Genomic DNA, 13,676 nt, shown 5'->3' on the forward strand with positions numbered 1-13,676 from the left:
AATACGGCACTTGTGGGTGGATGTTGATATGGTACCAGAGCCTCACCCGGCTGTCCTTAGCCTGCGCGGCGTGACCGTTGGGGCTTGACAGCGTCCCGGTAATTCCTATGCTTCTTGAAGGTATAAACAAAGACTGAATGACTAAACAACAATAGACAACGAGGAGGTGGCTATTAATATACAAAAAAAGCTGCTTTCCGGCTATGTAATCATTGCCATTGTCGCAATCAGTGTCGGCTATTTGTCGGCGCGCGCAACCCAAGAGTTAAACGATACCTTTGAGGAAATCACCACCCGCACCGTGCCGATCATGGATGTGATGAATGACTTGCGCTACTTCGCCGCGCGTTCCATTAGTCATGCCACCGAACTTGCGTTGCTGTTGTCGCCCGGCCATCCAAGCACGGAGTTCACGCGCATAGAACACGGCGAACAGGAGTTAGATCAAACCCTGGCCGGCTATCGTGCCGCTGTGTCCCGTTATCGTCTGCTGGTGGGGCATCGAGCCGGCGGGCAAGACCGGGAAGTGCTGGGAATGATTGTTTCAACGAGCCAAATGCTGCAGCAATTATTGCGTGGCTTGGTCAAAGCGGGCCGCGAGGGTGTTTCCGCCGAAAGCCTATTTGCAAAAATGGAGCAGATCGAGGCCTACGAACTCACGTTTCTCTATTCGGTGGACGCCGCCTTGGCCTCGGAAGTCGAGCAGTTGAATAGCGACCGGGCCCGATTGCAAGAGGCCATCGGACGGACCCGCAACATCGCCGTAGTGTTCGGTCCGGCCAGTGTGGTGATCGCCGTGCTGATTACCATGTATTTTTCCAGGCGCATGACGTCAGTGCTGGAACGCCTAAAAAACGCCAGCTTGGCGGTTGCCTCCGGTAATTGGAACATACGCGTGCCACGGGTGGCTAAGGATGAGTTCGGCGACGTGGTTCAAACGTTCAACGACATGGCGTCGGCATTGCAAGCCAAGGCGCAGCAGGCCGATACGGTCAAGGTGCATTGCCATGAAATTCTAGACACCATGTCTGAATTGGTGGTGGTGACAGGTCTTGACGGAAAAATAGAGACCGTGAACAACGCGGCCACCCAGTGGCTCAAGGCCAAAGAAGAAGATCTGGCCGGCCAAAGTATCGACACCATATTCGCCAAGGAATACCGCGACACGCTCCAGAGCCGCTGGTTGCCGACTCTGATCAAGGGTGGCACGATCCCTCATGCCCGTGTCGCCTATGTTGACAGTGACAAAAAGGCGATTGCCATGATCGTCACGGCATCGGGCATGTGCGGCAGCGGTGGCGTAATCGACGGTATCGTCTATAAAGCCATTCCCGAGTCTAAATTGAATTCGGAGCCGGGGTATGATGGGTCTGCCAATATCTGAATGTTGTGACCTGGTCGCGATGCGGATCATCCGGAGTAAAACGCCGATATGGCTCCTGTTGGTGCTTTTTTTTAGCGTCGCCTGCGTACCGCCGCCTGCAGTGCGCCCGCCCGGATTCGACAGCTACGAGGCGGTGCTGGTGAGGGTGAGCAGCGAAATTCCGGCCACCGACACAGAGACCGAGCAGCTCACCACTTTACTCGTCGATGCCCTGAATGACGCAGGGATTTATCGCCAAGTGGGGCGCATGCCGTTTGCGTCCGAATTGAAAACACTGCGTGTTGATGTGGAGATCGTTCACATGAATCGCACCAGTGACGCCAAACGTATCGCCTTCGGAAAGATGGCGATGAGTAATGAAGTCCGTGTTCAAGTGAAGCTTACAGACCAAGCCGCCGGCACGGTGTTGACCTCGTTTCCGCTGGAAGGAACATCGCCGAAGCGTAGCGGCATTCAGGCCGATTGGCCCTGGGGCAATGTGAATAACGCCCTGCGGCAAATCAGTCGGCAATTGGTGCGCCGCCTCGCCGCATGGTCAACACCCGAGAATTGAAACCTTGCGCCCACAGCTTTCTTGCTATTCTGTGCGCGCAATATAGACTGTGTAGTGAGCGCGATTGCGCAGCAAGGACAGGAAAAAAGGGTAGTTGATGGACATTAAAGACATAAAGGCGGCTTATCGCCGCTATGCGCCGGTATATGACGTGATATTCGGTCCCATTTTTAATCAGGGACGCAAGCACATCATAGATTCACTCAATTGTCAGCCAGGAGACCGAATTTTAGAGGTGGGTGTGGGCACCGGCATCTCCTTGCCGCTGTATCCCGCCGATGTCAGTGTTACCGGTATTGACGTATCCACCGAAATGCTGCGCAAGGCCGAGCGCCGCGTGGCACGCACGGGCCTTGAAAACGTAGAGGCGGTGCTGGAGATGAACGGTGAGGACATGGACTTTGCGGACGGCAGCTTCGATAAAGTGGTGGCCATGTACGTGGTGTCAGTCGTGGCCAATCCGACCCGGCTGGTGGAGGAAATGAGCCGGGTCTGTAAGCCGGGCGGCGAGATCTTCATTGCCAACCACTTTTGTTCCAGTCATCCGCTGGTGAGCGCCATGGAAAAGAGGCTGGCGGGCATGTCGTCCATGGCGGGATTTCGCCCTAACGTGGACCTCGACGAATTCGTCGACGCCTCCGGGCTGGATGTCGTGGACGTGCGCGATACCAATCTGTTTGGTTACTGGAAAGTGCTGCGCTGTCGCAACGAGGCCAAGGCGGAGGATATGCTGCACGCGGCGATGGCGGCCGAGCCCGTTACCGCCAGTCAGGGGTGAATGCCGGCGAAGGGGAAGTGCGACGGATACCGATCTATTTCGTATTTAACATAATATATATTATGCGCACTACAAGAGATTGGGCGTGTCCGGGCTATTTTCATCAAAACAACGCCTTAGGTCGAATTATTGGAGTTCCTCCTATGCTCCAAGGGATTTTTGCCAAACCGACCGATTGAGCAATTTCAATGCCGATAGCTCACGACTTTCCTAAACTCCGGGTTCGATTCACTAGGAGAAGGAGGAACAGCCGATGACTAACAAAATCCAGCAATTGGTTGAGACTGCACACGCCTTGGTGGCGCCCGGCAAAGGGATCTTGGCAATGGACGAAAGTAACCCCACCTGTGGCAAGCGCCTCGCCTCTGTGGATGTGGAGAACTCCGAAGACAATCGCCGTGCCTACCGCGAGCTATTGCTCACCGCGCCGGGCCTTGGCGACTATATCAGCGGCGCGATTCTGTACGACGAGACCCTGCGCCAATCGGCATCGGATGGCACTGCTTTTCCAGAATTGGCACGTGAGCGCGGCATCATTCCCGGCATCAAGGTGGATACCGGCGCCAAGGACCTGGCCGGCCACCCCGGTGAAAAAGTCACCGAAGGTCTGGACGGCCTGCGCGAGCGGCTGGCTGAGTACAGTGATCTGGGCGCCCGTTTCGCCAAGTGGCGCGCGGTGATCACCATCGGCGACGGTATACCGAGCCGTGCCTGCTTGGAGGCCAATGCCCACGCCCTGGCGCGCTATGCTGCCTTGTGCCAGGAAGCCGGTTTAGTCCCGATAGTTGAACCGGAGGTCTTGTTGGACGGTGATCACAGCATAGAGCGCTGCTTCGAGATTACGCGTGAAACACAGAACCGTGTGTTTTCTCAGTTGTATCGCCAGGGCGTGGAACTGCCCGGTATTGTCCTCAAACCCAGCATGGTGCTGCCGGGTAAGGACCATTCCAAGCAGACGACACCCGAACGGGTGGCCGAAGAGACCCTGCGCTGCCTGCGCAATACCGTACCGGCGGCGGTGCCGGGGGTGGCCTTTTTGTCCGGTGGACAAAGCGACCTCGAGGCCACCGAGCACCTGAATTTGATGAACAAGCAGGCCAAGAAGATGCAGCTGCCGTGGCGGGTGACATTCTCTTATGCGCGCGCCCTGCAGCATGTCGCCCTTACCACCTGGCGTGGCGATAAGGCCAAGCTTGACGACGCCCAGCAGGCCTTGTTGCATCGGGCCAAGTGCAATAGTGCGGCCAGCCGGGGTGAATACAACGATCGTTTGGAGCACGAACTGGCGGCATAGCGACGCATGTTAAACGAGAGGGGCTGTGCCCCTCTCGGCCATCTTGCGGCGTTGCAGCAACTGGGCTGGATCGAAATGTTGCTATCCTATGCGCTGTGACAGTTCGCTTGCCGACGGTAGAATGCCTGTGAGTACAAGCATCACGATGAGTGCTGTATAAAGCGTCGTAGTGATCAAGGTGGCTTTCCACGACGGTGGTGCTTGTTTACCTCGTTTTATCAAGGCCTTGCCACCGCGATGTAACAACAGAACCCCCGCCAAATTGCTTAACCAATAGCCCAATACAAAGGCCGGCAGATATAACGTGTCACTGATGAATGAAAAAGGCGCCGCGAATAAGTATGCCAGCGGCAGGTTGACGAACAGATCATTCCACCAGGATAAGGGGGACAGCACATAGCCGAAGATCACTTCAGCCCAGGCGGCTACACGCGATTTCACTGGTCTATCCTGTGCCGCAGCTGACCCTGCGGCCGCGCAGAAGATACACTAAGGGTTGTCCGGATCACACCCTCCTTCCATGATCCAGATACCCTTTTCACAGTGTAACAATTCACCGCTGCCACTACAGACGTAACTGCCGTCCGGATAGGCGACGTTATTGAAATAACACTGTGTCTGATCTTCCTGCCCCAGCGCCATCACCTCCATCTCCTCATCCGTTTCCTCCAAGATGGGCGACGTCTTGGCATCTAGGTCCGGAGCACCGACCTGAATTAATCTAGGACGCTGATTCATGTGAGCCACTCCCCTGTTAGTATCCTCGAGCTCCGCTTGTATGGTTAGAATAGTAAGTACCAGGGGCTTATGCCAAGATGATTTGATGTGCGTGTGCTGTTGATCGAAGACAATCGTGATTTGGCCATTGAAGTGACCGAGTTTCTTGCAGCACAAGGCCACGTTGTGGCTGCCGCGGAACGTTGGACGCCCGTTCTCATGCTTAGCGCTCGCGACAAGCAGGATCCGGTGTTCATCTTCGGGCAACTTTCCGGGCTATTTCGCCATGCACTATTAATAATAAACCCGCATGAACCGGATCAGTAACTCACCGTTACGCCCGTGGCATAACCGCTGTTTCTGAGCGTGTCGGCGTCGATGCGGCGGCTGTTGCCGGCGGCGTCATAAAGCTCAACGCCAGAGACTGTCCAACGGCCTTCCTGGGTCAGATCGCTGAGCACGGCAGTATCGAGCTGGGCGCTGGTAGACAGCGGCGTGGTATCGAAGAAGTAGCCCCAGGCGGCTAGATATTGGCCGTTGGGTCCCTGCAGGTCGACGCGGATCTTTTCTATACCGGCTACGTCGTCCAGGGCCGAGACCATGAAGCTCATGCGGGCGTTGCCGCCGGCCGGGAAAATTTCCGGCGTCAGGATAGTGAAGCCCTGTAAGGTCGGCGCCACGCCATCGCCGCCGGTGTTGGTCACGCTGACGGTGGTGTCATAGCCCAAGCCGGCCAGCTGATCGGCATACTGAGAACTGTTGCCGGCCGCATCGGTAAGCAGCAGGCTGGTAATGGTCCAGGTCCCTTGCTCGGCGAAGCTGCTCAGGGTGGCGCTATCGATCTGAGTCGACAGACTGGTTGGCGTGGTGTCGGCAAAGGTACCTACCGCTTCCACGATGACACCGCCTGGACTGGCCAGCGTGAGGCTGATCGAATTCAGTCCGGCGATGTCATCCGAGGCATCCACCTGGAAGCTGAGTACGGCATCACCCGTCAGTGCATTCACCGTCGGCGTCAGCACGCTAAAGTCATCCAGGCTGGGCCCCGCACTATCGCTGTTAAGGTTGCGCAGATCCACTTCGGTGGGGAAACCGGCCTCGGTCAGTGCATCGCTGTCGAGGCTGCGTTTATTACCTGCCTCGTCATAGAGGGTGATACCACTGATCTGCCAGATGCCCTGCTCGGCGAAGGCGCTGAAGCTATCGCTATCCAGCTTGACGCCGCGCACCAGCGGATAATCGTCGAAGCTCACCGAGGTGGTGGCGAAGGCGCCTGAGGGACTGAGTAGGTCGATGCGCGCGCGTCGCACACCGGAGGCGTTGTCGATCAAGGTCATGTTGAAGCTGGCCACGCCATCACCGTTGGAGATGTCTACCACCGGCGTCGCGATATCGAAGGCCAATAGGCGCGGTTTAATGCCGTCTGAGCCGGAATCGAAACATGGCGGCAGATGGCCCAGCGTCGAGCCGGTGGGTTTGGAAGCGTTGCTCGCAGGATCGGAGCCGAGCCAGATTTCCACATAATCCGGGAAGCCGTCGTTGTCGTCGTCATCGATGAAGGAAATACCCAGATCAGTGGCATTCATACCTTCCGGCGTCGATCCGGCATCATTAAAGTCAGTATTGAAGGCGACTTCCACCACATTGGCATAGCCGTCACCATCGTCATCGACACCCGCTACGGTATCACCGAAGCGACACACTTGGTCCTCGTGCAGGATGCTCACGTCGATCATTGCTACGTTGGAATCGTAACCGCCGTCCGACACATAGAAGCTGAAACTGTCGTCGCCAAGCTGGTCTGCGTATGGCGTATAGACATAGGCGCCGCTATCTTGATCCAGCGTCACACTACCGTGAACGGCATTGGTCACCAAGTGATACGTGAGCCCATCATTTTCCGGATCAACGCCCTGCAGCACGCCGCCGTAGGCCAGGTTGCGGAATACGATGATATTTCCGTCATAGGCCACCGGATTGCCGTTGGCTTCGGCAATTGTGATGTTCACCGTGGCGATATTGGATTGGTTAAAGCCGTCATCCACCTTAAAGCTGAAGCTGTCGCTGCCCACAGTATGGGCCGGAGGCGTGTAGGTAAACTCGCCGCTGACGCTGTCGATGTCCACAGTATGGGCCGGAGGCGTGTAGGTAAACTCGCCGCTGACGCTGTCGATGTCCACGCTGCCCTGGCTGGGGCTGCTGACCAGGCTGTAGCTGAGGCTGTCACCGTCGGGATCGTCGGCGGATAAGTTGGCGACCAGCGGGATGTTCTTCTGCGTGGTGAGATCGGCGTCATGCGCAACCGGGTCCACGTTATCTACGACTTCGACGGTGGCGGTGAATCCGGCACCGACCAAGTCTTCCAACACCATCACCGCTGCCTCGTTGGGTTCTTGCGCGGACAGGTTGCGGAAGGTCCAGGTGCCGGCCTCAAGGTCGGTGGTGCCGGTATTGATCAACTCCGACAGGGAGATCGGATCGCTGCTGCCGACACTCAGGGAACGCAGGTAGGGGATGATCTGGCCGGACGGACCGATAAGATCGACACGCACTTTGTAGAGCGTAGCCGCGGCCTTATTAAAGGTGACGGCGGCGCCGATGTTGACGTAGGTTTCTTTGTTGGAGACCACGGGTGTCGTGACGTCGAAATCCACCACCCAGATATCCGGTTTGATGGCCACCGATACGGTAAACGGACCGACACTGACCGTGCCGTCGCTGACCATAAAGGTAAAGCTGTCATCGCCCAGGGCGAAGGCATTGGGCGTATAGGTGAAGGCGCCGCTATTGGCATTGGTCAGGCTGGCGCTGCCGAGGTTGCCGTTATCGGCAATGCTGAAGGTCAGTGTGTCACCATCCTTGTCCTGTGCTTGAATCACCCCCGAATAGACGCTGTCAGCGGTCACTTCGATGGCAAAATCTTCAGCAGTCGGTGCATCATTGACGGCGTTTACCGCAATGGCAACCGTAGCGATATTAGACTCGTCATAGCCGTCGTCGACTCTGAAACTGAAGATATCGGCGCCGAAATAATCCGCCGCGGGGCTGTAGCTGAAACTGCCGCTGGCGGCATCGATACTCACCGATCCGTGGCTGGGTTCTGTCACCAGATGATAGGTCAAGGCGTGACCGTCGGCGTCATAGCCGCGCAGCTGGCCGTCGTAGGTCGTGTCTTCATCCAGGATGATAAAGTTGCCATAGGCCACCGGTCGGGTGTTTATGGCGCTACCCAAGTAAATCACATGTACCGTGGTATCGAAACCGGCCGTTGTCAGGTCGGCGGTGGAATACAGTGCCCGGTTATTGGCGGCGTCGGTGACCACAACATAGCTGACTTCCCACACCCCGGCTTCGGCGATCTGGCTGAAGAGAGCGGTTTCCATGTCAATCTGAATATTGTCCGGATGGCCGGGGCTGGTGAAGACCGCCTGCATGGATTCGCTGCCGCTGGGTGAGATCAGCATAACTTCGATAGAATCAATGCCTGACTTGGCGTCGGAGGCGGTAACCGAATACTGGGCGTTGGCCGTCCCGTCAGCGGGATACAGCTTAGGCGTCAGGATCTGGAAATCGCCCAGCAGGGGCAGTCCCGAGTCCAGCAGGCCGTTGCCGACCTGCACTTCGGTATCGAACCCCAGCCCGGTCAACTGGGCTGTGCTCACGCGCAGGGCGTTGTTGGCAGCATCGATGATGGCCAGTTCGGAGACCGTCCAGGTGCCGCTTTCGGCATAACTGTCGAAACTATTGGCATCGATCTGCCCGTTAAAACTGGTGGGATGGTTGGCATCGACCATTTCACCCCAGCGGAAGCTGGTGCCGGACGGGCTGCGCAGGGTAATACTGATGCGCTGTATGCCGGCCGGGTTGTCACTGACCGAGACAGTAAAGCTGGCCTTGGGATCGGGATCACTCAGATCCATTACCGGGGTGAGTACGACGAAATCAAGCAGGTCGGCGGGGCTAATATCGCTGTTGGCGTTGACCACTTCGACCTCGGTGGGAAAGCCACGCTCTTCCAGGTCGCTGGTACCGAAGAGCCTGACATTGCCCACGGCATCCACCAGTTCCAGCTCGACCACCTGCCAGATGCCCGCTTCCGCATAATAACTGAACGCCCCGCTATCGATATTTTGGTAGAACATCAGCTCGGCGTTTTGTTGATTCACCACCGCCTGCACTTCCTGGCCGGCAGGGCTGCGCAGCAGCACGGACACGTCTTTGACGCCGCTGATATTATCCACAACCGTCAGCGCAAAGGTGGCGACATCGCTGTCGCCGGAGATGTTGACCACCGGCGTGACGATATCGAAGGCCAACAGGCTGGGGGCAAAGTGATCATTGCCGGCGCTGGCACAGGACGGTACTGCCTTGTTGAGCGAATCGGTGGGCATGGAGGCGTTATCGTTGGGATCACTGCCCAGCCACAATTCCACGCTGTCGCTGAAACCGTCGCCATCGTTGTCGTTGCTGAACGAGACGTTGTAGTCATCGGGATTCAGACCGGCGGGGGTAACAGCGGCATCATCGGGGTCAGCGCCGAATTCGAGTTCCACCACATCGGCATAGCCATCGCCGTCAGTATCAAAGCCGGGCGCTTCCGGCCCTTTACAGGCCTGGCCCAGGCTGAGTACTTGGGCATTGACCGTTGCCCGGGCGGAGGTCTTATCGCCGTCGGAGACAGTGAAGCTGAAATGGTCACTTCCCGAGCGGCCGTTAAACGGTGTGTAGCTGAATTCGCCGGTGGTGTTGTCCTCGAAGCCGGCGCTGCCCAGGCGGCCGTTGCTGGCGATGGCGAATTGCAGGGCACTACCCTCGCTATCCGTGCCGGTAAGCATATTGATGTAGGGGACGCCTTCAAAGGCGACGAAACTGTCGTCGTTGGCGACGGGTGGATTATTGTATTCAATCACCGTGACGCTAACAGTGGCCACGTTGGAAGCCGACTTGGCATCGCTGGCGCGATAGCTGAAACTATCATCGCCCACGGCGCCGCTGGGGGTGTAACGGAATTTGCCCGTGCCGATGTCCAACAGCTGCACCGTCCCCTTGCCGGCGTTGCTGACAATCTCATAAGTCATGAGGTCGCCTTCAGGATCGGCAGCGCTCAACGTGCTTTCCAGCGCGGTTTGATTGTCGGTGCTGATGGCCATATCCGCCGCCACCGGTGGATCATTAGGTTCGATGGTGATGGGTACGTAGGCGATATTGGAATTCACCGTACCGTCACTGACGATGTAAGTGAGGGTATCCGAGCCGTTGACATTGCTATTCGGCGTATAGGTAAAGGCGCCGGTAGCCGCGTCGGTGATGACCGCCGTGCCGCGGGTGCCGCTGCCGAGCAGTTGGTATGTGAGGCTATCAAGATCGATATCCTCGCCGTCCAGGCTGCCGCTGACGGCCTCATTCTCGGGGGTGAAAATCCGATTCAGGTCGTGGGCCACCGGGGCGTCGTTGACTGACTCCACACTAATGCTGGCGGTGGCAAGATTGGAGTTGTCCTTGCCGTCCGTGACGCGGAAGGTAAAGCTGTCGTTCCCTTTGAGATTGGCCCCGGGGGTATAGGTAAAGATGCCGTTAACCGCATCAGTGAGTACAGCGGTACCGATGTTGCCATTGCTGGCGATCTCAAAGCTTAAGGCCTCGCCGTCGGGCTCGACGGCACTGAGCTGCCCACCGGCCAGAACGGTGTCTTCCTGTGTCGTATAGTTGCCACCCTGGGCTACGGGCACATCATTTGTACCGTTAATCATGACGGTCACTGTCGCAGGCGCCGAACTATCATGGCCGTCATGGGCAATGACTTGAATGGTGTCGGTGCCGAAGGCATTCGCATCGGGTGTGTAGGTGAACGCACCGGTGGCGGCATCGTCAATGCTGAGTGTGCCCAAGCGGCCCTGCTCTGCCACGCTGAACACCAGCAGCTGATTGTCCACGTCGGTGGCGCTGAGCGTGCCGGAGACGGATACGTCTTCGTCGGTGCTGAGGCTGAGATCATCTACCAGCGGCGGGGTGTTCTCCCAGCCAACGCTCATAAGGACGGTGGCGATATTGGAGTTACCGTAGCCGTCATTAACCTGAAATTGAAAGCTGTCGACGAACCCTTCGGAAACATCAGAGGGCGACTCACCCTCGCCCGGTGCCACATCGACGACAGTGATATCAACGCACGCGGTGCTGGTATTGTTGCTGTTGCCGATAAACCCGCTGATGCAGACCTGATGCATACCGGCATCGGTGGCAAGGAACTCAGCGGTAGTGCCATCGCTCTCCACACCAATCCATTCAAAGCCTTGCAGTTTAGTGGCATGAATACTGTTAGATGTGGTCAGCGTGACCGTGTCGTTAATGGCGACGACGAACTTGTCGGCACAGAGTTTAATGACCGGCACATCCTTGCCGCCAAATCGGTTATCGAAAGGGGTATGATCGGGATGGTACTTACAACCTTTGTCACCGCCCGGCACGTACACAAATTGACCGGTGAGCGGATCGATCGTGACACCGCCATTATGGGGTTCGGTCAACAAGCTATAAGTCAGGTCGTCCCCGTCTCCGTCATAGGCGTTCAGATACCCGGCACCGACGTCACCCAACAGCGGGTCGTGAAAATCATCACTGGCCAGCGGCAGGCGGTTGCGCACGGTAATGACTGCGTCATCACTGGCGGAATGGGCGCCGTTACTGACCGTCAAAGTGGCGGTGAAACTGCCCAGGGTGGCGCTGCTGAAGTTGGCGACCGCGTTGTTGCGGCTACTGAGGCTGCCGCCGTCGCTGCTCCAAGCATGGCTGATATTCAATCCATCCGGATCGTAACTATCGCCGCCATCGAGTTTGACAATCTGATTGCGAAATGCGGTGCGATCCGGACCGGCATCCGCGACCGGGACCCCTTTTTCACGTACCGCAATTGTTAGATCCATACTGGCACTGACGCCGTCCTTGGTGGCGGTATGACGAATCACATACTCACCCAAGGTGGTGGCGCTAAACCGGGTCACAGCTTGATCGGTGTTGCTGAGTTGTGCCTGATTGCCGCCCGGTGCCTGGACAATATCCCAACGAATGGCGTCGACAGCGCTGCCATCGGTGGAGATGCTCGATGAGGTCAATGTGGCGGCCGAGTCGGCGTCACTGATATATATCTCGTCTTTGTCTGTAGTGGCGATAGCCACAGGCAATACATCATAGACCTGGATGGTAATCGTCTCTTGCGTTTGTGCATCGTTATTAATGGTCAGGCTGATATCGTAGCTGCCTTTAAGCGCGGGCGCCGTCCAGCTGGTTGCCATTGCCGAACTGTCGGCGAACTGCCCCGCCGCACTGCTCCATTGGTAGCTCTGCGCACCGACACTGTGAAACCCGGACAGGCTGACCGATTCGCCGCTGGGCAACTGGGTCGGATAGGCCGTAATGACGGCATAGGTGACCGGTTTAACCTCCAACCGCACACAGTCGCTGCTAGTCTTGGCCGGATCTGCGGTTTCGCCCGTGACACAGACCAGATAACTCCCGGGCTCGGCGCGGCTGAATGTGGCCTGGCTGGTGTCGCTGTCCACACCTAACCAGGTATAGCCAAAGAATTGGTCGGCGTTTAGGCTGTTGTCGGTGGTGAGGTTGATGACTTGATCGACATAGGCGACATAGCGATCGGCATCCAGAATGACAACGGGCTCATCGGAACTGGCATTGCTTATGTCATTGACCTGAGAAAGTGTGCGGTCCGTGGTCTCATCGAAGGTTTCGGGGTTGAGCAGACTTTGGGTCAGATTCTTTTCAATCGTATTCAGTGCGGTGCTGTCGCCCTGATTGTCGACCACCAGTTCGGCCAGGTCTTCCAGAGCCGCTTCGTCCGCTTCATCGAGCAGCTCGAGATTGGCCTCCTTGAGGTTGAGTTCCGTGGTGTCCGCGCCCGACTCCGGAGCATTATCCTGCATGCTGTTGCCCAGAGCGGCATTGAGGACGCCGGCATCCAGGTCGTCGGCCACCTCTGCCAATGACTTGTCATGTTTTCCCTGAAGCTTGACCTTGTAGTGTGATTCCACCGCCTTAACGGCGGCTTCAGAGAGGGCATTGATATTTGCGCCTTTGTTATTTTTCTCGCGCTTGACCTTCTCAACCCTACGCTTGGATTTGATATTGATATAGGTGTCGCGATCGATACCGGGTTTGGAATAGGCGCTGATGAAATTATAGGTCTTTGCCAACAACACCATCTTATCCGGCGAAGTAATGGCATCTGAAGGCAACTCGATGTTGTAATCGCCATTGCCGGACACCCTCACCCCATGACACGCGGCGGCGACGCCGTCATCCACCGGATCGGGACATGTGTCGGCGGCGTTGTTGGGGGTAAGCAGAGTACCGTTACCATCGTAGGCATAGACGAACTTTTGTTGCTCCGCGTAGGCGGCCGGCAGAACCGCAATGCTCAACAGTATTACGCCAAGCAGACGAATCATCGAACCTGCCGCGTGTTTCAGTCTGATCTGGGCCGCCATGGGTTTAGGCCTTACCGCTGATCACGGTGACCGAGGCCGGAGGCGTCTGAGCCGCGGGAGTGGCGCCACTGCCGGCGCTGTCTCCACCTCCGCCGCAGCCGGTCAGCACGGTGGCGGCCATGAGGGTGATGCCAAGCAGGATTGATTTTGTTGTTGTGCGCATGTTCTCGGCCCTGTTGTGGAAAAAAGGCCCGAACAAAGACGTGCTGCAAGTCAATTATGGAGGGATTGTCTTGTATTCCGGCAATCCCGCTGCCTTAGGGCTGCGCCCCTTAGGCCGGTGACTTTGCGCCCCCGACCTTTCGTTCGGGGTAGCCTTTTTCGGATGTCTTACTAGTGATGTTATCGACAATATAAGAGCATAATTAAATACTGAGAGTGTGCGCCAGTTCACGAAACCGCAATGGGATGATGCGCCCTCCGCGCCCCGAAACTCAACATTTCTTTAATTA

General features: G+C 57.0%; 6 protein-coding genes. 4 read left to right on the top strand and 2 right to left on the bottom strand.

Annotated features, from left to right (window positions below; genetic code table 11):
- Nucleotides 1-166: 166 nt before the first annotated feature.
- From Tel_09340 to Tel_09355, 4 genes are all read left to right on the top strand, one after another.
- Entirely contained in the window at nt 167-1,384 is a 1,218-nt protein-coding gene (locus tag Tel_09340) for a hypothetical protein (protein ALP53341.1), read from the top strand.
- 19 nt (nt 1,385-1,403) lie between these two features.
- A complete protein-coding gene (locus Tel_09345; GenBank protein ALP53342.1) occupies nt 1,404-1,937 on the top strand; it encodes a hypothetical protein in 534 nt (177 codons plus the stop codon).
- 97 nt (nt 1,938-2,034) lie between these two features.
- Nucleotides 2,035-2,715: a hypothetical protein gene (locus Tel_09350; GenBank protein ID ALP53343.1), complete on the top strand. Its 681-nt coding sequence runs from the start codon at nt 2,035-2,037 to the stop codon at nt 2,713-2,715.
- A 253-nt stretch (nt 2,716-2,968) separates the two neighbouring features.
- A complete protein-coding gene (locus tag Tel_09355) occupies nt 2,969-4,009 on the top strand; it encodes a fructose-bisphosphate aldolase (protein ID ALP53344.1) in 1,041 nt (346 codons plus the stop codon).
- 489 nt (nt 4,010-4,498) lie between these two features.
- On the opposite strand, the gene Tel_09360 is transcribed toward Tel_09355, so the two are convergent.
- Nucleotides 4,499-4,747, bottom strand: coding sequence for a hypothetical protein (locus Tel_09360; protein ALP54803.1), 249 nt, complete (start codon nt 4,745-4,747; stop codon nt 4,499-4,501).
- 299 nt (nt 4,748-5,046) lie between these two features.
- Nucleotides 5,047-13,224: a hypothetical protein gene (locus tag Tel_09365; GenBank protein ALP53345.1), complete on the bottom strand. Its 8,178-nt coding sequence runs from the start codon at nt 13,222-13,224 to the stop codon at nt 5,047-5,049.
- Nucleotides 13,225-13,676 lie beyond the last annotated feature (452 nt).

The sequence above is a fragment of the Candidatus Tenderia electrophaga genome, from assembly GCA_001447805.1.
Classification (GTDB): domain Bacteria; phylum Pseudomonadota; class Gammaproteobacteria; order Tenderiales; family Tenderiaceae; genus Tenderia; species Tenderia electrophaga.

Excerpts from the sequence above, each read along its gene's own strand:
- Tel_09360 (ALP54803.1), bottom strand. The coding sequence starts at position 4,747 with ATGAATCAGCGTCCTAGATTAATTCAGGTCGGTGCTCCGGACCTAGAT.
- Tel_09365 (ALP53345.1), bottom strand. The coding sequence starts at position 13,224 with ATGGCGGCCCAGATCAGACTGAAACACGCGGCAGGTTCGATGATTCGT.
- Tel_09345 (ALP53342.1), top strand. The coding sequence starts at position 1,404 with ATGCGGATCATCCGGAGTAAAACGCCGATATGGCTCCTGTTGGTGCTT.
- Tel_09355 (ALP53344.1), top strand. The coding sequence starts at position 2,969 with ATGACTAACAAAATCCAGCAATTGGTTGAGACTGCACACGCCTTGGTG.
- Tel_09350 (ALP53343.1), top strand. The coding sequence starts at position 2,035 with ATGGACATTAAAGACATAAAGGCGGCTTATCGCCGCTATGCGCCGGTA.